The sequence below is a fragment of the Acinetobacter sp. 24-47-64 genome, from assembly GCF_057737055.1.
The window spans coordinates 1,968,299-1,990,288 of the sequence record NZ_CM173215.1 but is presented as its reverse complement, the minus strand read 5'-3'; the positions used below and the strand labels follow the sequence as shown (position 1 = coordinate 1,990,288).

The following is a 21,990-nucleotide window of genomic DNA, read 5'->3' as shown; positions in this document are numbered from 1 at the left end:
GTGTCGTTTTTTATTTGTCTTAATTGTATAAAACCTGACAAATTTATTGTTCCGAAACTCGTATACTCTTGATCAATAACAAAGGATAAAAACATGAAAATTGGAATTTATGGTGCAGGATCGATTGGCAGTTATATCGGTGGAAGAATGGTCGCAGCAGGCCATCAGGTGACATTTTACTGTAGAGAAAGAAGCTATCAAAAATTAAGCCAAAATGGGTTGGAGCTCAGTGATTTAAACGGATACCATCATAAGCTCACTCCAGATCAATTAAGACTTACAACAAATCTAGCAGAAGTCCTAGACACGGACTTAGTCATGATTTGTGTAAAATCAGCAGCGACAGAGCAAGTGGCATCTGAAATACGAAGCTGTGACACTCTCAATAAACCACGTCTCATCGGGTTTCAAAATGGGGTGAGTAATGTTCCACGGTTAAAAAAAATGCTGCCAGAATGGGAGATTATGGAAGGAATGGTTCCATTTAATGTCGCAGAACTCAAACCTTCTCATTTTCATCAAGGTTCTGATGGAATATTAATGATAAAAAAATTTGCAGAAAATAATCAGCTAAAAATAATGTTAGATGCGGCGAAACTACAAGTTGAATTCCGTGATGATATGTTAGAGGTACAGTGGGCTAAAGTCTTATTCAACTTGAACAATTCGATTAACGCTTTATCTGGTCTAACTTTAAGAAATCAACTTACTAATCGAATGTATAGAAAGTGCCTTGCTCAGGCACAGTTAGAGACGCTTCAAATTTTAAAGCAGGCAAATATTAAACCCGCACAATTAACGCCTGTACCAGCGAACATCATTCCTCATATTCTTCGACTTCCTAATTGGTTGTTTAAGTTGATCAGTCGCAAAATGTTAGCCATTGATCCACTAGCTCGTTCATCTATGCAGGATGATCTGAATTTAGGGCGCACGACGGAGGTTGATTGGATTAATGGTGAAGTGGTCAGACTTGCTAATACACTCGGAGGGAATGCACCGATCAACAGCTATTTTATTGAACAGATCAAGCTGGCGGAAAACAATAATTCAAGCCTTCAAATTGGACCTGAAGAGATGCTCACACAGTTGAAGCTTATTCAGCATTAAGTTTGATACTGATTCTTTAATACACTGATTATTAGAAATATTTGAGAAAATAAAAAAAACCTGTATGGTAGAAATATATAGTTTTGGAAATGTAAATGATGATTTGGGGAATGAAGCAGAGTGTTCAATCAAAAGATATTATACAGCCTGAGTTAGAATCTCAGATTCAATCATTTACTCCCAAAATTTCATTATTTCTAGAACAAATCAATCAAATTGTTTTGGATAAAAATACGCAAACTGAATTGGCTTTATGTAGTTTAATTGCAGGTGGTCATATTTTATTTGAAGACTTACCTGGATTGGGTAAGACCACATTGGCCAGTAGTTTGGCATCATTATCAGGTTTATCATTTCAAAGAATCCAATTTACCAATGATATGCTCGCCAGTGATGTAATTGGCGTGAATGTTTTTAATCAAAAAGAGCATCAGTTTGAATTTAAGTACGGACCTGTCTTTACCCAAGTTCTTTTGGCAGATGAAATTAATCGCTGTAGTCCTAAGACACAGAGTGCATTGCTAGAAGCGATGGAAGAGGGCTACGCCACGATTGATGGACAGCGTTATGCTTTACCTCAGCCTTTTTGGGTGATAGCAACTCAGAATCCACTCTTTCAAAGCGGGACTTATGCACTACCAGAGTCTCAGTTAGACAGATTCCTCATGCGGTTATCTCTTGGCTATCCATCTCGCCATGCAGAAAAAATACTTCTTCAACAAGAATCACGTGCCAAATTAATCGCACAGTTGATCCATGTATTTAATGAGACTGAAATACTAAGATTGCAATCCTTGACTCATCAAGTCCATTTAAGTGATGCAATTCAAGACTATTTATTGGATTTGGCTGCGGTAACACGAAAAAGTGCGCATGGTTTATCGACGCGTGGATTATTGGCTTTAAAACGAGCATCACAAGCGAGAGCGATCGTGCATGCCAGAGCCTTTGTCATTCCTGATGATGTAAAAGCTGTATTTTCAGCAGTATGCGCTCATCGACTAAACTTGAGTGAGGATGAGACGGTCTCCCTAATGAATCAGGTTAAATTGATTTGAGGGTATGCAGGTGACCAGTATCTGGAAGCAATGGTTAAAAAAAAGATTTCGGTTTGAGCAGAGTAAAAAAATTGGTCAACGCGATATTTTGATTTTTATTTATCAGCAAGGTTTCTTATATCTTGTGTTGATTTTGATCACATTTATTGCGGGTATTAACTATGCCAATAATTTGATATTAGGTTTCTGCTTTTTAATTAGTGCAATCTTATGCATTAGTTTCTACATCACCTTTAAACAATTACATGGTCTTGAGATTGAAATCATTACTGATGAAGTTGGGCAGGTAGGGCACTCGATTTTATTTAAAATCTGCTTGAATCAACCTTATTCATATTCACGTTATTTATCGATCTCCATCGATTCTGAGACACAGCACATTCACATTGACCAAAAACAGTCTGAATGTGTTATACCGATTCATGTTGATCAACGGGGACAGTATAACTATCCCGATATACACATTGCTTCAGTGTATCCATTTGGTCTTGTTCGAGCATGGACTTATATCTTTCATGGACGACATGCATGGATTGCGCCTCAAGCCAAAATAAATCCGAATACAAGCTTTTCAAATGCATTTGTATTGGATCAGGAAAAAGATGAGTTTAAAGAATTAAGAAGTTTTCAGGTCGGCGACTCATTACAAAGTGTATCGTGGAAGCAGGCTGCTCGTGGCCAAGGTTTGTATATTAAAGTTTTTGAAGAGCATCAACAGGATCGATGTGTTGATATTCATTATCATCATATGCCGTCAGTCGAGCATGAAGAAAAGCTCAAATATATGATGGGTGTGGTGGAGCAGTGTGAGCAATTACAAATTTCTTTTAAGCTAGTGTTACCTCATGCCGAATTGAATCAAGGATTTGGAGCTGAGCATATCAAGCAGGCTAAAATTCTGCTTGCTCAGGCATAAAGTGTGAAATAGAAAATAGGTTTAGATATATGGTACACCCTAAAGTTTCACAATCCATGCTATTGAGTTTGGCACTCATTTTATTTATCCAGATTATTTATCTGCCTTATGCTTTAATTTTGGTGCTCTGTATTGAGCTTATATATTTATGGCATATTCAAAAAAGTAAAAAAAATGTCTCCAAAGCAATAAAATTTAGTTTTACAGCAATTGCACTTGGCGCGATTTATCTGCATTACCATACCTTTGTTGGTGTTGAGGCTGGGGTAGCATCGCTGACAACTTTTCTATTTGCAAAAGCATTAGAAACCCAAAAAAAACGTGATTTGATCATCGTTTTTAATTTTGCCTTATTTGTGGCGGCAAGTACGTTTTTATACAGTCAAACGTTGTATGTTGCTTTGGGAGTGGTGCTGTGCTTAGTGAGCTGTTTTGTAGGACTTTATAGAATTCAAACCGCGGAGTTTCTGTCCACTCGAGAAACTAAAAATGGCTTAAAGCACGATGTCATTCATGTTGGTAAATTCATCGGATTGGCAATTCCTTTTTTTATACTACTCTTTATTTTTTTCCCAAGATTACCTCCGCTTTGGCATCTCCCGATTCAGCAAAATAAGGGAATGACAGGAATCAGTGACTCTATGTCCCCAGGTGATATTGCTGAGCTGTCTCAGTCAAATGAATTGGCATTTCGTATTATTGGTGATATGACAAAATTACCGACGCGTTCAGAAATGTATTGGCGAGCTTTGGTCTTAGATCAATATGATGGTCAAAAATGGACGAGTCATGGATTTAATAGAGGGTTAAACGAGTTAAACTCTTATCAACTTTCTATTTTAAATCAAAAAGTTGAATATCAGTATTTGGCTAAAGATCCTTCTGTAGATTGGATCATGGGATTAGAGCAATCTGTACCTCGACAACGAAATTATTATCTCCGTTATGACGGTGGTATTTCAGCTCAACGACCTATTCAAACGGCTCAACCTATAAACTTAGTTTGGTTAGGGCGTGGGACGAAAATAAATCATGAACTTAGTCAGTTTCAAATTCAGTATTACACCCAGTATCTCCATCAGCGTGATATCAAAAGTCAAAGTTTAGCTTGGGACTTATTTATTAAAAGTGGAGAGCAGCCAGAGCGTTATATCCAGCAAGTTTTAGACTGGTTTAAGCAAAATAGCTTTCAGTATTCTTTATCTCCCGGTGTTTTGAGTGGTGATCGGATAGATGCATTTCTGTTTAATTCACGACAAGGATTTTGTGAGCATTTTGCTTCTAGTTTTGTCATGTTGATGCGTTATGTCGGTATTCCTGCCCGAGTCGTGACTGGTTATCAAGGAGGTCAATTTGCGCCAGACCAGAAAAGTTGGGAAGTGAGGCAGTTAGATGCACATGCTTGGACTGAAGTATATTTTGGAGGTCAATGGCAGAGGATTGATCCCACTGCAATGATTGCTCCTGAACGTATTGATCAGGGAATGCAAAATTTAATTCAAAATAATCAAACACTCTACTCTGAGAATACAAATTGGTCAGTTGCAAAATATCCTTTTTTGACAAAAATTCGTGTATGGAGTGATTACGCAAGTTATCAATGGCAAAGTAAAATTGTTGGATATAACGCTGATCAACAACAGAATTGGATGACAAAATTCGGAATTCATTCAGTTGCTTCAGTGTTTGTGATTATCCTTGCAGGCTCACTGATCATATTAGGATGTTATGCACTATGGATGTTGAGAAAAAAAAGAAAACACTATTCACAAATCGATTGGGTACTTCATATTTTTAATAAAAAATTAGGACTTCACAATCGCCGTTATTCTTACGAAACGGTTCGACAATGGTTGGAAAGAATTTCATCACCTTTAAGTCAAAATGATAGAGCTGTTTTCCTCGAAATTATCATTCTGTACGAGCACTTAAGTTATTCACAATCGAGTATTTCCAAACAAGAGTTCGCAAATTTTAAGTCAATGATTAAAACTTGTTCATTTCTTTTGGTTAAATATGAAAAAGGCTTGTCAGCCAAGTGATTTTTGCATAAGATGCGAAGCATTCTAGGTGTATAGCTCAGTTGGTTAGAGCGCTACGTTGACATCGTAGAGGTCTCCAGTTCGAGTCTGGATATACCTACCAAGATTTAAAAAAAGGGCTTAAGTATTTTACTTAAGCCCTTTTTTCGTAATAAAGACATTACTTCTTTTTTAAAAGTAAAGTATTCGTTATCACTTGCTCTATCAAGAAAAATTGCGTTTAAAAAATCTCTAAATTTGATATTAAATTATATATTTTAAGTATAAATACCCAAAATGCTTTAATCTAAATATTGGGTATTTCCGTAATTTATTAATATACCCGTACATTAACACTTACAATAACGCCCGAAATGTACGCTTTTGCCATCCTGTTTAAATATGAGACACGTATAATGTTCATATTACAGGGAAGTTGAGATCAACGTTCATTACCAGTTCTTCACTTTTCATTCAGAAGTAATGAAATTCATACAGTATTATCAAACTAAAGATGGATACTATTTTGTATGTTATTTCATCAAAATAGCGTACTAAAAGCTTATTTCATTGACTGAAATGCGACGAAGAACGATACTCTCAACGTTTTAATTTAAGCAAATCGGTTCTAAGAGACTGGACCAAAAGTTCGGTGCTCTGTAACTCAATCCAAAGCAAGGGGCTATATATGGCTGGTGGAAAGTCAACTATCATCTACACACTGACCGACGAGGCGCCATTACTGGCGACTTACTCACTACTGCCGATCATTGAGACCTTTACTAAGCCTGCTGGTGTTGAGATTGTAAAAACTGACATCTCAGTTGCAGCACGCGTGCTCGCTGAATTCTCTGAATACCTTAGCGAAGAGCAGAAAGTATCAGACAATCTTGCAGAATTAGGTCGTCTTACACAAGATCCAGACACAAACATCATCAAACTTCCAAACATCAGTGCATCTGTAGCTCAGTTGACTGCATGTATCAAAGAGCTTCAATCAAAAGGCTATGCAATTCCAGATTATCCTGAGAATCCTACGACTGAAGAAGAAAAAGCACTCAAAGCACGTTTTGGTAAATGCTTAGGTTCAGCAGTAAACCCTGTATTGCGTGAAGGGAACTCTGACCGTCGTGCGCCTGCTGCTGTTAAAAACTATGCGAAAAAACACCCACATTCTATGGGTGAGTGGAAACAGTGGTCACAAACTCACGTTTCTCACATGGATGAAGGTGACTTCTATCACGGCGAAAAGTCTATGACTTTAGATCGTCCTCGCAATGTGAAAATGGAACTGATCACGAATTCTGGTGAAACCATCGTTCTTAAAGAAAAAGTTGCACTGCAAGACGGCGAAATCATCGATTCTATGTTCATGAGCAAGAAAGCACTTTGCGACTTCTATGAAAAAGAATTAGATGATTGTAAAGAAGCGGGCATCTTGTTCTCTTTACACGTTAAAGCAACCATGATGAAAGTTTCACACCCGATCGTATTTGGTCACTGTGTGAAGATTTATTACAAAGAAGCGTTCGAAAAACACGGTAAACTGTTCGACGAACTAGGTATTAACGTAAACAACGGTATGGCTGGTCTTTACGAGAAGATCGAAACTTTACCGACTTCTTTACGTGAAGAGATCATCGAAGATCTACACGCATGTCAAGAACACCGTCCTGCTTTAGCAATGGTGGATTCAGCAAAAGGTATCACTAATTTCCATTCTCCAAACGACGTGATCGTAGATGCTTCTATGCCTGCAATGATCCGTGGTGGTGGTAAAATGTGGGGTGCTGACGGTAAGCCTTACGACTGTAAAGCAGTAATGCCTGAATCTACATTTGCGCGTATTTACCAAGAAATGATCAACTTCTGTAAGTGGAATGGTAACTTCGACCCACGCACAATGGGTACAGTACCTAACGTTGGTCTAATGGCTCAAAAAGCTGAAGAATACGGTTCACACGACAAAACATTCGAAATCGCGCAAGCTGGTGTAGCTAACATCACAGATATCGAAACTGGCGAAGTTTTAATGTCTCAAAACGTGGAAGAAGGTGATATCTGGCGTATGTGTCAGGTGAAAGATGCACCGATCCGCGACTGGGTAAAACTAGCTGTAACACGTGCACGTAACTCTGGTATGCCAGCAATCTTCTGGTTAGACCCATACCGTCCACACGAAAACGAATTGATCAAGAAAGTTCAAAAATACTTAAAAGATCACGATACAGATGGTCTAGACATCCAAATCATGTCTCAAGTACGTGCAATGCGTTACACACTTGAACGTGTTGCTCGTGGTCTAGATACAATCTCTGTAACGGGTAACATTCTACGTGACTACCTCACTGACTTGTTCCCAATTATGGAGCTTGGTACTTCTGCGAAAATGCTGTCTATCGTGCCTTTAATGGCGGGTGGTGGTATGTACGAAACTGGTGCAGGTGGTTCAGCACCTAAACACGTACAACAACTTGTTGAAGAAAACCACTTACGTTGGGATTCTTTAGGTGAGTTCCTTGCACTCGCTGTTTCACTTGAAGAGCTTGGTATTAAAGAAAATAACCCTAAAGCTAAACTTCTTGCGAAAACATTGGATGCTGCAACTGGTAAATTACTTGACAACGACAAATCTCCATCACGTCGTACAGGTGAGTTAGACAACCGTGGTAGCCATTTCTATTTAGCGAAGTTCTGGGCTGAAGAATTAGCAGCTCAAGACGAAGATGCTGAATTAAAAGCGACATTCTCTACTTTAGCGAAGACTTTAGCTGAAAATGAAGAGAAGATCGTTGCCGAACTTGCAGAAGTTCAAGGTAAATCTGTTGATATCGGTGGTTACTACGCAATCGATCAAGAGAAAGTAAATGCAGTTATGCGTCCAAGTGCAACTTTAAATGCTGCTATTGCAAGCATCTAATAACACTTAATTTGAACTGAATTTCAGTTTGGCGGATTAAAAAAGCTGGTACTTCGGTACCAGCTTTTTTTTGTTAAAATTTTTGTAAATAAAACACTGATTACGCCAAATTAGAGAGAGCTTAAGGGGAGGATCTAGAAAACTTTCATTCAATTTGCATGCATTTCTGATTACAATGCGTTTTAATTTATTTTTAACTTATCTAGCTGTTTGGATAAGTTCTGTAGGTGCCCGCATGGAAATCAAAGTCAATTATCTCGACAATCTTCGACAGGAAGCAAAGTTCGACGATTTCACGGTTATTGCCGATCAACCTATTCGTTATAAAGGTGATGGATCTGCACCAGGCCCATTTGACTATTTTCTTGCGTCTTCAGCATTATGTGCAGCTTATTTTGTAAAGGTTTATTGTGCTGCACGAGATATTCCTACAGAAAATATTCGATTATCCCAAAATAATATTGTTGATCCAGAAAACCGTTATAAACAAATTTTTAAAATTCAAGTCGAATTACCCTCAGATATCTCTGAGAAGGATCGACAAGGTATTTTACGTTCAATCGACCGTTGCACTGTAAAAAAAGTGATTCAAACAGGTCCTGAATTTGTTATTGAGGAAGTTGAAAGCATTGATGCGGATGCTCAAGCTTTACTTATGCCAAATATTGCCAAGGAAAATGTGACTGTTATTCCGGGCAAAGATTTGCCGCTTGAAGAAACGATTGCCAACATGTCTGCAATTTTGGCGGGCTTAGGGATGAAGATTGAAATTGCGTCTTGGCGGAATATAGTGCCAAACGTATGGTCTTTACATATTCGCGATGCACAAGCGCCAATGTGTTTTACCAATGGTAAAGGTTCAACGAAAGAGAGTGCCTTAGCATCTGCATTAGGCGAGTTTATTGAACGTTTGAATTGTAATTTCTTCTATAACGACCAATTTTGGGGTGAAGAAATCGCAAATGCTGAATTTGTGCATTACCCAGATGAAAAGTGGTTCCAACCAGGTCCAAATGGTGAATTGCCATCAGAAATTTTAGATGAATATACACTTGAAATTTACGATCCTGAAGATGAGTTATTAGGCACACATCTGTACGACACAAATTCTGGCAATATTGAGAGAGGTATCTGTTCGTTACCATTTGTGCGCCAGTCAGACGGTGAGATTGTATATTTCCCTTCAAATTTGATCGAAAATTTGTATCTGTCAAATGGTATGAGCGCAGGAAATACCTTGGCTGAAGCACAAGTACAATGTTTATCTGAAATATTTGAGCGTGCGGTTAAGCGCGAAATTTTAGAGGGTGAAATTACCCTGCCAGATGTACCTGAACATGTTCTAGCAAAGTACCCAAAAATAGTTGAGGGTATTAAGGGACTTGAGGAGCAAGGTTTTCCAGTGCTGGTCAAAGATGCTTCATTAGGTGGGAAATTCCCAGTCATGTGCGTGACATTAATGAATCCAAGAACGGGTGGCGTTTTTGCATCATTCGGGGCTCATCCAAACTTTGAAGTTGCATTAGAACGCAGCCTAACAGAGCTTTTACAAGGTCGTAGTTTTGAAGGTTTAAATGACTTACCACGTCCTACTTTCAATAGCCATGCACTGACAGAACCAAATAACTTTGTGGAACACTTTATTGATTCATCGGGTGTTGTGTCTTGGAGATTCTTCAGTTCGAAATCTGATTATGATTTCGTAGAGTGGGATTTCACCAGTCAAGGTGAAAATACAAACGCTGAAGAAGCTGAAAAGATGTTCAATATCCTAAAAGAGATGGGTAAAGAAGTTTACATGGCTGTATACCAACATTTAGGTGCAACTGCATGCCGAATTCTGGTGCCAGGATATTCTGAGGTGTATTTGGTTGAGGATCTGGTTTGGGATAATACCAATAAAGCTTTAGCTTTTAGAGAAGATATTCTTAACTTACATCGTTTAGATAATGAACAGCTCGAAGCTTTGCTAGAGAAACTTGAAGAAGTTGAAGTGGATGACTATACCGATATTATTACCTTGATTGGTGTTGAATTTGACGATAATACGGTGTGGGGTCAGTTAACTATTCTTGAATTAAAACTATTAATTAACTTAGCTTTGGAAAATTTCGAAGAAGCGAAAGACCAAGTAGAACAGTTCTTACAATACAACACCAATACTGTAGAACGAGGCTTATTCTATCAATGCATGGATGTCGTTTTAGAAGTATTGTTAGATGAAGAAATGGAAATTGAAGACTATGAACCGAATTTTAGACGTATGTTCGGTGATGAGAGAGTTGATGCTGCAATAGGCTCAATCGAAGGTGATGTGCGTTTTTATGGATTGACGCCAACCAATATGCAACTTGAAGGTCTCGATCGTCATTTAAAACTTATTGAGAGCTATAAGAAGCTTCATGCTGCCAGAGCAGGTTTTGTTTCTCAACAAAACTGATCGAATGAAAGACCACTATTCATAGTGGTCTTTTTATACTTAATGAACATCAATCTGGTGGATTTAGGTTGGGTATTCAATTATATATAATAAAATGAAGTGGTTATGAAAAGTATTGATAGTATTTATTAAAAATAGTAATTTATTGATATTTAAGGGAAATGATTCTATTTAACTGGTATTATTAGCTAAATGCATTATCATAGTGCATGACGAGTTAACTTAAAGCGAGCATTATGAATTTCTTGAAAAAAAAGAATAAAGCAAGTTTCGTTTTCTTTATTATTACTGCGTATTCCTGTTTGGGCTTTGGATTAGGTTACCTAATTTGGGAATACCTCCAAATGAAATAATGTTCATATTGATCGGTAAGAGTGCAAATTTAGAAAGTATTTACTGTTAGCAAGCTTAATTTACTCTACCATTTAAAATTAAATGATCTAAAAATCATCAGTGATTTTTTAAGGGGTATATTTAAATTTATATTTTTTAACGTGATTTAAATAAAGATTAAATTTTAGCGTTTTATAACCTATGACTGTGTATTCAGCCCTTCAAATTCAGTCTATGTTATAATTAAAAATATATCCCGATAGATCGAATTGTCTAGCGACTGTTCAATTGATAGATCATCATATCAAAGCTGCTTTATTGCAGCTTTTTTAATTGTGCTTCAATTTATCGGAAATGTCATTTTGGTACGTTTATTGAATGCGTCATCTGAGCTACATTTGCCAATGAATCATTGAATAAATGATCTAAATAATTTTTACGACTCGCTCGATCTTAAGCAGGGGCTCGACAATGACAAATCCAAATTCTTCAGCGGGTTTGCTTGAACGCTTATTTAAACTAAGCGAAAACAAAACAACTTTTCGAACTGAAATGATTGCAGGGATGACGACATTCCTGACAATGTGCTACATCATCATTGTCAATCCAATGATTCTGTCTGAAACAGGAATGGATCATGGTGCGGTATTTGTTGCGACATGTTTGGCAGCAGCAATTGGTTGTTTTGTCATGGGTATTATTGCCAATTACCCAATCGCATTGGCTCCGGGTATGGGCTTAAATGCATATTTCACCTATTCGGTATGTTTAGGAATGGGTGTGCCTTGGCAAACCGCTTTAGCTGCGGTATTTGTGTCTGGTCTGGTCTTCATCGCGATCAGTATGTTTAAAATTCGTGAAGCTATCGTGAATGCCATTCCAATGTCTTTAAAATTGGCTATTGGTGGTGGTATTGGTTTATTCCTAGCATTAATCGCTTTGAAAAATGCTGGCATCATTGTGGACAATCCTGCGACTCTAGTGGGTTTAGGTGATTTAAAACAACCAACCGTTCTGTTAGCTTTATTCGGTTTTTTGATGGTTGTTGTTATGCATCACTTTAAAATACGTGGTGCGATTATCATTAGTATTTTAGTGTTGACTGCAATCTCAACATTCCTAGGATTGAGTGAATTTAAAGGTGTGGTTGGTCAAATTCCTTCAATTGCACCAACATTCATGCAAATGGATTTTGAAGGCTTATTTACCGCAAGTTTAATCGGTGTAATTTTTGTGTTCTTCTTAGTTGATCTATTTGATTCAACAGGAACGCTGGTTGGTGTTTCACATCGTGCTGGTTTACTCAAAGATGGTAAATTGCCACGCTTAAAGAAAGCTCTGTTTGCAGACTCTTCAGCGATTGTTGCTGGTGCTGCATTAGGTACATCATCAACGACACCATATATTGAGTCTTCTGCGGGTGTAGCAGCAGGGGGACGTACAGGTCTTACAGCGGTAATAGTTGGCTTACTTTTTATTGCTTGTTTGTTCTTAGCACCGTTAGCTCAATCTGTTCCTGGGTTTGCAACTGCACCAGCCTTACTCTTTGTAGGGGTATTGATGATTCAGGGTATTACGCATATTGATTGGGATGATATTACTGAAGCGGTTCCTGCTTTCTTAACGATCGTGTTTATGCCGTTCACTTACTCAATCGCTGATGGTATTGCCATGGGCTTTATTAGTTATGCATTGGTGAAGTTACTTACAGGTAAAGCATCTACAGTACCATATATGGTATGGATTATCGCAGTATTATGGGCGCTAAAATTTGCAATGTTTGGCGGCTAATTTTTAACAGTTTTTAAAAGGGTGTAAACTCAGTTTGCACCCTTTTTATTTTTTGGTTTCATGAGGAGTAGCAATGAACCGTGTTGAGTTAATTAAAGCTTTACCTAAAGCTGAGCTTCATGTCCATATTGAAGGGACATTTGAACCTGAGTTGATGTTTGCCATTGCTCAGCGCAATGAAATTGCAATCCCATATCAATCAGTTGAAGAAGTCAAACAGGCTTATAATTTTCACAATCTGCAATCATTTCTAGATATTTACTATGCAGGTGCGAATGTATTGATTAATGAGCAAGATTTTTATGATCTTGCATGGGCATATTTTGAAAAATGTGCAGAAGATCGAGTGGTTCATACTGAAATGTTTTTTGATCCGCAAACCCATACGGATCGTGGTGTGTCATTTGAAACGGTAATTAAAGGCTTAAAACGAGCTTGCCACGATGCTGAGGTAAAATTAGGCCTCACAACGCATTTGATTATGTGTTTCTTACGTCATTTGAGTGAAGAGGCAGCATTTGAAACACTTGAACAAGCTTTACCTTACAAAGACCAAATTATTGGGGTAGGGTTAGATTCAAGTGAAGTTGGGCATCCACCTTCTAAATTTGAAAGGGTATTCGCAAAAGCACGTGATGAAGGATTCTTGGTTGTTGCTCATGCAGGTGAAGAAGGTCCAGCAGAATATGTCTGGGAAGCTTTGGATTTACTCAAAGTGAATCGTATTGATCATGGTGTACGTTCTGAAGAAGATCCGAAGTTGATGCAGCGCTTAATTGCAGAAAAAATGCCGCTTACAGTATGCCCATTGTCTAATCTTAAATTATGCGTTGTAGATGATATGAAACAGCATAATATTCGTCGACTCTTGCAGCAGGGTGTACATGTTACAGTAAATTCTGATGATCCATCATATTTTGGTGGCTACATGAATGACAACTTTATTGCGATCGCTGAGGCCTTGGATTTAACAAATCATGAATTAAAGCAACTCGCTATAAATTCATTTGAAGCATCGTTTATTTCCGATGAGCAAAAACAAAAGTGGAAAGATAAAATTCTCACGATTTAAAACAGTTAAACTTGTTTATGTAACATACTGAAAGGTGGGGGTCAAAATCCCACCTTTGGTTTAAGATGCTTTAAACAATAGAGCCGAATGTGATGTTGAAATTGAAATCTGTGCTTTGCCTGAGTCTGCTAACGTTGCCTGTAGTTATCGCGAATGCAAATATGACTTTGACACAGCGTGTATTACAGCCTGTCATCCAGTATCAATGCGAGCGTGAAGTCGATCATTCGAAAATATGGAAAATAACGACATATTTAATGAATGAAGAAAACAAAAAGAAATTAAAATTAGAAACCTGTGATTGTGTATCAAATCATGCTTTAAAAGATATTCCGGCTCAGGAACTTGCCAAAGCAACAGTTAACGAAGATATCAAGCAAGAAGTCATTCGAAAAGCCATGTTGAATAGCCTAAAAGCATGTGTAATTAGCTCTAAATCTAACTCAGAAATTTAGAGCCGTACTCAATCAATCTTTAGGTTGTTTGGTCATGCTGTCTAAGACATGATCTTTATCTATAAAGTGATGCTTTAATGCCGCAGCAATATGTCCGAGTAAAAGTAAACCTGCAGCCCAAGAAATCCAAATATGAAGTGGTTTTACAATTTCAGTTACTTGAGGATTCTCACCTATTAAAGCAGGTAGATCAAATAAGAATAATACTGGTGCAGGGTAGCCGAGACTCCAACTCCATAAGCAACCCGTAATTGGTAAAGCCAGAAGCATAAAATAAAGTCCAAGATGCCCTAAATGTGCGAGTCTTTTCATGAGGGGAGACATTGTCTCTGGTAACTCGGGTGCAGGATGGGTGTAGCGCCAAAAGATACGAACCACGACCAGAAAAATAATAGTGGTTGCAATATTTTTGTGAAGCGTGATGACGTCACCTTTGAAGCTACCATCTACTTCATAACTTAAAAAATTGCCGCTATAAAAGCCGATCGTCCACGCCGTGATAAAAATAATCGCCATGACCCAATGCAAGACTTGAGCCGTACGTGTGTAATATTTGGATTTATTATTCATGATATAAACTTATGATTGAATTTCGCACATAATAATTTAAGCATAAATGATTTATAAGTATTGAAATGAGACACAGTGTTGAAAATATGCAACGGAATGCGACTTATAACTGAACATATAGTCGGTAAATACAAAAAATCTATTTCTTCATGATGTTACATTAGGCAAAATAGCTCAATTCGTAAGATCATAAGGACAACACTGTGAAAAAATTAATTGCTTTACTTGCACCAATGACATTAGTACTCGGTGCTTGTGCTACAGGTACAACGGGGACATCATCACCTGCCGCAAATACTACTCAACAGTTAGGTTCGGCTGCACTTAAAATTGCGATCAATGCAAAATGCACAACTGAATTGAACAATATTTCTGCTTGGAAAACTGCAACGAAATTAATGACTGCAGAGCAGAAAGAAAATATCCAAGGTGAAATTTGTGGATGTGTAAGTGAAAAGGCTCCGCAAAGCGTAACTACGGTTGATTTGGCTACAGCAGCGATTGATCCAACAGCACGTGCAACAATCGTCAGCAATATCGTGACTAAAACTATTAATGAATGTGTAGCTGAAGCTGTACGTTAATTTCAAAGATACATGAATAGGCTGATTATGATCGGCCTATTTTTTTTAAGGATAAATTAGGAAAATGATGTTGATTGCTGGTGCTGATGAAGCAGGGCGCGGTCCGCTGGTGGGATCGGTCGTTGCGGCTGCTGTAATTTTGGATCCTAACAATCCGATTCTTGGGTTAAATGATTCTAAAAAACTCAGTGAAAAGAAACGTGAAAAATTATTTATAGAGATCAAAGAAAAAGCACTAGCTTGGGCTATCGCTGAAGCGAGTCATCAAGAAATTGATGACCTCAATATATTGCATGCTTCATTGTTGGCAATGCGTCGTGCCGTTGAACAATTGACTGTGCAACCACAACATGTATTGGTTGATGGCAATAAAATTCCCCAAGGATTGAGTATGAGTTGTGATGCTGTGGTTGGAGGAGACGCATTACATCCAGAAATTTCTGCTGCCAGTATCCTGGCTAAGGTGACACGTGATCATCAAATGTTGGAACTTGATGCTAAATATCCTCAGTTTGGTTTTGCAAAACATAAAGGCTACCCGACCAAAGCTCATTTTGAAGCTATTGCACAGTTTGGCGTGGTTGAAGAGCACAGGCGTAGTTTTGGTCCAGTACGCAAATCATTGGGACTTTAAACAGCTTAAACACCAAAAATTTAAAGCGGCTAAATTTAGCCGCTTTAGTCACAAAATCATTTCTAATCAACGATTGAAATCATTTTGAGTGTAATTCTCTTCTTCGTAAGAAGGTTGGTAATCTTGGTCAAGATGTTGCAAGTGCTCATGCATCGCACGTTCATGCTGAATTCGTTGATAGATTTCTTCACGATGTACAGATACTTCTTTAGGCGCATTCACACCAATTCGCACTTGGTTACCTTTTACACCAAGTACAGTGACACTGACTTGATCCCCAATCATTAATGTTTCACCAACACGACGGGTGAGAATCAGCATGTTTATCTCCTTGCTTAAACGCTAAACCTGCGATAGTTTTTTCAAAAAGTGAAAATAACAACCTCGGCACCACGAAATATTTTAATAGATAAATGTGACGAATTTAACCATTCGCACAGGACTATTGAAATTATCCCATAAACCTCTAGACCTAATATAACAGAGCCACTATAGGAAAAACTATAGTGGCTCTGAATATTTCTTCATCAAGTATGCATTGTTTCTGCTAACTCATGGCAGAAAATTAAGCACGTGCGCTAGACTCACCATGTTCGCGGTCAAGACCAAACGCAGTGTGAAGTGAGCGAACAGCAAGCTCTAAATAATTTTCTTCAATAATAACAGAGATTTTGATTTCAGAAGTTGAAATCATCAGGATATTGATGCCTTCATCAGCAAGTGCTGTAAACATTTTACTTGCAACACCAGCATGAGAGCGCATACCAACACCTACGATAGATACTTTTACAATATCATCACGTGTTGCAACTTCACGAGCACCGATTGCTTGAGCAGTTTCTTCAAGAATTTTTTTAGCTTTAGCAAGTTCGCCACGATTGACTGTGAATGTGAAGTCAGTTGTACCATCTTCTTCAACGTTTTGGATGATCATATCCACTTCGATATTAGCATCACCAATCGGTTTTAAAATTTTAGATGCAATACCAGGAAGATCAGGCACACCTAAGATAGTTAATTTAGCTTCGTCACGGTTAAATGCGATACCAGAGATAATTGGCTGTTCCATGTTGTCTTCCAATTCAGTAGTGATAAGTGTTCCGACGTTGTTTTTAAATTCTTCGTCAAATGCGCCATCATTTTCATTGTCGAAGCTAGAGAGTACGCGTAAAGGGACTTGATATTTACCCGCGAACTCAACAGAACGGATCTGTAAAACTTTAGAACCAAGAGAAGCCATTTCAAGCATTTCTTCAAAAGAAATACGATCAACTTTCTTCGCTTTTGGTGCAACACGTGGATCTGTTGTATATACACCATCCACATCTGTATAAATTTGGCATTCATCCGCTTTGAGTGCAGCTGCTAATGCAACACCAGAAGTATCAGAACCACCACGACCCAAAGTTGTTGTGTTTCCATTAGCATCAAAACCTTGGAAACCTGCAACAACGATGACACGACCAGCATCTAATTGTTCAGTCATGACATCTGTATCAATTGATTCAATACGTGCTTTTGTGAATGAGCTGTCTGTTTTAATACCAACTTGGCGTCCAGTCAAAGATTTCGCTTCCACACCGATAGAATTCAGTGCCATTGCTAACATTGAAATCGTTACCTGTTCACCCGTTGAAACCATTTGGTCTAATTCTCGTGGGTCAGGGGTGTCGGTAATGGCTTTCGCTAAAGCGAGTAGGCGATTAGTTTCACCACTCATAGCTGATACAACAACCACAACCTTGTGGCCGTGATCATGCCAACGCTTTACACGACGAGCAACATTTAAAATGCGCTCAGGAGTACCCATTGAAGTACCGCCATATTTTTGAACGATTAATGCCATAGTTGTTCCATATAAACCATGACCTTGAAGAGTTGTTCAAGGTCAGTTACACAAAAGGTGAAGTTTTATTTTGCAGCTAGCCAAGCAGTTAATTCTGCCATGACAGAAGCAAACTTCTCGTTAAGTGGCGCGCCACCTTGTGCCAAATCAGGCTTACCACCACCTTTACCACCTAGCTCAGTTGCTAAGTGTTTGATGATGTCACCTGCTTTTATAGAAGCTGTGAAGTCTTTAGCTACAGATGCGATCAAGCTCACCTTGTCACCCTCTACACCTGCAAGGACAATCACAGCATTTTCTAATTTTGATTTCACGCCGTCGTGTAGATTGCGAAGTGATTTCGCATCCATACCTTGAACAGTCGTGATTAACGTTTTGCGACCTGCAATTTCCTTAACTTGGCTAAGTAGTTCACCCGCCTGTAAATGAGCAAGTTTTTGATTCAATTGATCGATTTGCTTTTGTAAGCTTGATGCTGTGTCCGCTAAGGCTTCAACTTTCTCAATCGTTTGATCTTTTTGTGCTTTCAATAAGCCATTAATCGTGTTGATGTCTCGATCAGCTTTTTGAGCCACCTCAATTGCTTTCGTACCTGTAACTGCCTCAATACGACGTACACCTGCAGCAACACCGCCTTCAGAAGTGATTTTGAACAGACCAATGTCACCTGTACGTTTAACGTGAATACCACCACAAAGTTCGATCGAGAAGTTTTTCTCTTCAATGATAGAACCCATAGAGAGTACGCGAACTTCTTCACCGTATTTTTCACCGAACAACATCATCGCACCTTTTGCTTTTGCAGATTCGATGTCAAGGAGTTCAGTTGTTACAGGCGTATTGGCAATCACTTCAGCATTTACCAGACGTTCAATTTCTTGAATCTGTTCAAATGTCACGGGTTGATCATTGGCAAAGTCGAAACGTAACACGTCAGAAGCAACCAATGAACCTTTTTGTTGAACATGTGAACCCAAGATTTGACGAAGTGCAGCATGTAGAAGGTGAGTCGCAGAGTGGTTACGTGCTGTTGCTGCACGAATGTCTGCTTTAACTGTTGCTTCTACATTTTGAGTAACTTTAAAGTTACCCATGGTCACGATACCTTGGTGAACGAACGCACCACCAGATTTTTTCGTGTCTTGAACTTCGAAAATACCTGTATCGTTTTTAAAGATACCTGTATCACCAATTTGACCACCGCTTTCTGCATAGAAAGGTGTTTGGTTTAGAACGATTAAAGCTTCATCACCTTCAGCGACTTCATCAACTTGTTCGCCATCCTTATAGATTGCGATGATTTGACCCTCACCAGCAGTTGCATCGTAGCCGTCAAACTGAGTTTCGCCTTCAACTTTTACAACGCTGTTGTAGTCGATTGCGAATTTACCCGCATCACGTGCACGTTGACGTTGAGCAGCCATTTCTTTTTCAAAACCAGCTTCGTCAATCGTTAAATCACGTTCACGTGCGATGTCAGCCGTTAAGTCAGTTGGGAAGCCGTACGTGTCGTAAAGTTTGAATACTACTTCGCCTGGAATTACAGAACCTTTTAAGTTAGCAAGTTCGCCCTCAAGCAATTTCAAACCTTGTTCTAAGGTTTTAGCAAATTGCTCTTCTTCTTTTAAAAGTTGCGCTTCGATACGCGCTTGTTGTGCTTCAAGTTCAGGATAGGCAGCGCCCATCACCTCAATTAAAGGCTTTAACATTTTGTGGAAGAATGAACCTGTCGCACCCAACTTGTTACCATGACGAACTGCACGACGGATGATACGACGTAGAACGTAGCCACGCCCTTCATTTGATGGGTTTACGCCATCAGCGATTAGGAATGAGCACGAGCGTGCATGGTCGGCAACGACTTTAAGTGATGCTGGGTATTCAACTGGTTTGCCTTCCGCTTGCGCTTTCGCTTCAAGTTCAGCAGTATCTAAACCAATAATTTCAGCTGCAGCTTTTAATAAGTGTTGGAATAGATCAATTTCGTAGTTTGAGTTGACGTGTTGTAAAACAGCAGAAATACGCTCTAAGCCCATACCTGTATCAACGGAAGGTGCTGGAAGAGGGTGAAGTACGCCATCAGCAGTACGGTTAAACTGCATGAATACGTTGTTCCAAATTTCGATGAAACGGTCGCCATCTTCTTCTGGTGTACCTGGTAAACCACCCCAAATGTGATCGCCATGGTCAAAGAAGATTTCAGAGCATGGACCACAAGGACCTGTGTCACCCATTGCCCAGAAGTTATCTGAAGCGTATTGACCGCCTTTGTTGTCGCCAATACGAATAATGCGAGACTCATCTAGACCGATTTCTTTGTTCCAGATGTCGAATGCTTCATCATCAGTGTGATAAACCGTTGCATATAATTTGTCTTTAGGTAGGCCTAACCATTTTTCATTGGTTAAGAAATCCCAAGCGAATTTAATCGCGTCACGTTTAAAGTAATCTCCGAAAGAGAAGTTACCTAACATTTCAAAAAACGTATGGTGACGAGCTGTGTAGCCCACGTTATCTAAGTCGTTATGTTTACCGCCAGCACGAACACATTTTTGTGATGACACTGCACGTACATAATCTCGTTTTTCTAGGCCTAAGAAGCAATCTTTGAACTGGTTCATACCAGCATTTGTAAAGAGCAAAGTTGGGTCATTGGCAGGAACTAGAGAACTCGACGCGACACGTGTGTGGCCTTGCGATTCAAAGTAACGCAAAAATGCTTCACGAATTTCAGCTGATGTCATAAAACGAGTACTCACAACCAAGTCACTCCATTAATTCTGTATTGGCAAATAATATGTCTGGGAAATAAAGTGCGAATTCACAATAAAATTCACCCCAGCATACCGGGCTAAAAGTTTAAAAACGCCAAATTATAACGGAATTTGCCACCTGTACCAATGATTTTAAAGTGTTTTAATGACAATTCTCTTTAATTCTGGTTTTAGGTGGAATTTTAAGCATTAACGTTGTTGAGACGATTCTTAAATGCTCAAGCTGTGTATCTCGTACGAAGATCAATCAAAAATATTGAGTAGTCATAAGACCATTATTTATTACTGTATAGTTTAGAAATACTTTAACATAGAGCTTTCAAGAACTTGTATTAAAGAGTTGAAGGTTACATATGCAACGTATCGCAATTAACGGATTTGGACGAATCGGGCGAAATGTTTTAAGAGCTTGGTTTGAAAATCCAAAGCAATTCAATTTTGAAATCGTTGCGATTAATGATGTGGCTGATGTAGAAACTTTAATTCATTTATTTAAATATGACACCACACATGGAAGATTTCATGGGGAAGTGGAGTTGAGTTATGTGGCAGAGCAAGTATTTCTCAATATTTATGCCTATCAAAAAAAATTATCTATTGAAGTTCACTGTCAAACAGAACCAGATCAACTACCATGGAAGCGTTTAAACGTTGATGTTGTTTTAGAGTGTACTGGTTTATTTAGATCTCGAGCAGAAGCGACACGCCATCTCAATGCTGGCGCTCAACGCGTGATAATTGGGGCTGCACCTTTTGATACGGTTGATGCTGCAATCGTCTACGGGGTAAATCATAAAGAGGTTAAAACTACGGATCAGATTATTTCGAGTGTTTCATGTACGACACAAGCATTGGTTCCTCTGGTCAAAATTATTGACGATGCCTTTGGCATAGAAAGTGCGTTAATGACAGAAATTCATGCTGTTACAGCGGATCAATCCGTTTTAGATCACGTTCACCGCGATTTACGTCGTGCGAGGGCGTCTGGGCAAAACATTATTCCAACGACTTCATCTGCTCTAGGTGCAATCAAACGTGTTATGCCAAAAATGGAAGGGCGAATAGACGGTTACTCAATTCGTGTTCCTACCATTAATGTGGCAGCTATTGATTTAACATTTATAGCGCAACAGCCCATTACAGACCATCAGTTAAATGAAGCGTTAATTTCAGCAGCACGAGAGCAGTTTTCGGAAATTATGTCGGTAACAGATGAGCCTTTAGTATCATCTGACTTTAATCATTCTCCATTTTCACTCATTGTAGATTTAACTCAAACCATGGTGGTCGGGAAGCAAGCTAAAGTCTATGCTTGGTATGATAATGAATGGGGATATACCAATCGTTTACTGGATTTATGTCATTCATTTCCAGATCAGTCATGAAACTGAAATGCTGTGTCTTTTATAAAGGTTTAAGTCTATAACATAGATCAACTGCTAGTGCGTTCAGAATTACCAATAGAA

Annotated in this window: 17 protein-coding genes and 1 tRNA gene; 14 read left to right on the top strand and 4 right to left on the bottom strand. The window is 38.7% G+C overall.

Translation table 11 applies throughout. The annotated features are described in order from the left end of the window. The first annotated feature begins 93 nt into the window (after nucleotides 1-93). The 11 genes from AC1M85_RS09530 to AC1M85_RS09480 all read left to right on the top strand — a co-directional run bounded on the left by AC1M85_RS09530 (nucleotide 94) and on the right by AC1M85_RS09480 (nucleotide 14,116). Nucleotides 94-1,110, top strand: a complete 1,017-nt coding sequence (locus AC1M85_RS09530; RefSeq protein WP_488212957.1) for a 2-dehydropantoate 2-reductase — start codon at nucleotides 94-96, stop codon at nucleotides 1,108-1,110. Between the two features lie 98 nt (nucleotides 1,111-1,208). Continuing rightward, nucleotides 1,209-2,168, top strand: a complete 960-nt coding sequence (locus AC1M85_RS09525; RefSeq protein ID WP_035265922.1) for an AAA family ATPase — start codon at nucleotides 1,209-1,211, stop codon at nucleotides 2,166-2,168. A 10-nt stretch (nucleotides 2,169-2,178) separates the two neighbouring features. After that, a complete protein-coding gene (locus AC1M85_RS09520; protein WP_488212956.1) occupies nucleotides 2,179-3,084 on the top strand; it encodes a DUF58 domain-containing protein in 906 nt (301 codons plus the stop codon). A gap of 29 nt (nucleotides 3,085-3,113) precedes the next feature. Further along, a complete protein-coding gene (locus tag AC1M85_RS09515) occupies nucleotides 3,114-5,126 on the top strand; it encodes a transglutaminase TgpA family protein (protein ID WP_488212955.1) in 2,013 nt (670 codons plus the stop codon). Between the two features lie 26 nt (nucleotides 5,127-5,152). Beyond that, nucleotides 5,153-5,229 (top strand) — tRNA-Val (locus AC1M85_RS09510). Between the two features lie 564 nt (nucleotides 5,230-5,793). Continuing rightward, nucleotides 5,794-8,025 carry an NADP-dependent isocitrate dehydrogenase gene (locus AC1M85_RS09505; RefSeq protein ID WP_180027575.1) on the top strand — a complete coding sequence of 744 codons (2,232 nt, stop codon included), beginning with the start codon at nucleotides 5,794-5,796 and terminating at the stop codon, nucleotides 8,023-8,025. Nucleotides 8,026-8,260: 235 nt separating this feature from the next. Further along, nucleotides 8,261-10,465 carry an OsmC domain/YcaO domain-containing protein gene (locus tag AC1M85_RS09500; RefSeq protein ID WP_488212954.1) on the top strand — a complete coding sequence of 735 codons (2,205 nt, stop codon included), beginning with the start codon at nucleotides 8,261-8,263 and terminating at the stop codon, nucleotides 10,463-10,465. 236 nt (nucleotides 10,466-10,701) lie between these two features. Continuing rightward, on the top strand, nucleotides 10,702-10,818 hold the full coding sequence (locus tag AC1M85_RS09495; RefSeq protein WP_092766106.1) for a hypothetical protein: 117 nt from the start codon (nucleotides 10,702-10,704) through the stop codon (nucleotides 10,816-10,818). Nucleotides 10,819-11,269: 451 nt separating this feature from the next. Further along, on the top strand, nucleotides 11,270-12,589 hold the full coding sequence (locus AC1M85_RS09490) for an NCS2 family permease (RefSeq protein ID WP_035265860.1): 1,320 nt from the start codon (nucleotides 11,270-11,272) through the stop codon (nucleotides 12,587-12,589). 73 nt (nucleotides 12,590-12,662) lie between these two features. Beyond that, nucleotides 12,663-13,661 (top strand): adenosine deaminase, encoded by a 999-nt coding sequence (locus AC1M85_RS09485; protein ID WP_488212953.1) that lies wholly within the window; start codon nucleotides 12,663-12,665, stop codon nucleotides 13,659-13,661. Between the two features lie 92 nt (nucleotides 13,662-13,753). Then, complete coding sequence (locus AC1M85_RS09480) at nucleotides 13,754-14,116, top strand: hypothetical protein (protein WP_481588436.1); 363 nt, start codon at nucleotides 13,754-13,756, stop codon at nucleotides 14,114-14,116. A gap of 12 nt (nucleotides 14,117-14,128) precedes the next feature. On the opposite strand, the gene AC1M85_RS09475 is transcribed toward AC1M85_RS09480, so the two are convergent. Continuing rightward, nucleotides 14,129-14,686: a cytochrome b gene (locus AC1M85_RS09475; protein ID WP_180027579.1), complete on the bottom strand. Its 558-nt coding sequence runs from the start codon at nucleotides 14,684-14,686 to the stop codon at nucleotides 14,129-14,131. A gap of 203 nt (nucleotides 14,687-14,889) precedes the next feature. On the opposite strand from AC1M85_RS09475, the gene AC1M85_RS09470 reads away from it, so the two are divergent. Together AC1M85_RS09470 and rnhB are read left to right on the top strand one after the other, a co-directional pair. Further along, nucleotides 14,890-15,270: a hypothetical protein gene (locus AC1M85_RS09470; RefSeq protein WP_180027580.1), complete on the top strand. Its 381-nt coding sequence runs from the start codon at nucleotides 14,890-14,892 to the stop codon at nucleotides 15,268-15,270. A gap of 67 nt (nucleotides 15,271-15,337) precedes the next feature. Beyond that, nucleotides 15,338-15,904 carry a ribonuclease HII gene (rnhB, locus tag AC1M85_RS09465; RefSeq protein WP_488213866.1) on the top strand — a complete coding sequence of 189 codons (567 nt, stop codon included), beginning with the start codon at nucleotides 15,338-15,340 and terminating at the stop codon, nucleotides 15,902-15,904. A 66-nt stretch (nucleotides 15,905-15,970) separates the two neighbouring features. Here the strand turns inward: rnhB and csrA are convergent, their stop codons facing one another. The 3 genes from csrA to alaS all read right to left on the bottom strand — a co-directional run bounded on the left by csrA (nucleotide 15,971) and on the right by alaS (nucleotide 20,509). Then, entirely contained in the window at nucleotides 15,971-16,225 is a 255-nt protein-coding gene (gene csrA / locus AC1M85_RS09460) for a carbon storage regulator CsrA (protein ID WP_035265869.1), read from the bottom strand. Nucleotides 16,226-16,469: 244 nt separating this feature from the next. After that, nucleotides 16,470-17,750: an aspartate kinase gene (locus AC1M85_RS09455; protein WP_092766113.1), complete on the bottom strand. Its 1,281-nt coding sequence runs from the start codon at nucleotides 17,748-17,750 to the stop codon at nucleotides 16,470-16,472. A 65-nt stretch (nucleotides 17,751-17,815) separates the two neighbouring features. Next, a complete protein-coding gene (gene alaS / locus AC1M85_RS09450) occupies nucleotides 17,816-20,509 on the bottom strand; it encodes an alanine--tRNA ligase (protein ID WP_488212952.1) in 2,694 nt (897 codons plus the stop codon). A 368-nt stretch (nucleotides 20,510-20,877) separates the two neighbouring features. Here alaS and gap point away from each other — a divergent pair, with 368 nt between their 5' ends. After that, nucleotides 20,878-21,909: a type I glyceraldehyde-3-phosphate dehydrogenase gene (gene gap / locus AC1M85_RS09445; RefSeq protein ID WP_035265873.1), complete on the top strand. Its 1,032-nt coding sequence runs from the start codon at nucleotides 20,878-20,880 to the stop codon at nucleotides 21,907-21,909. Nucleotides 21,910-21,990: the final 81 nt, after the last annotated feature.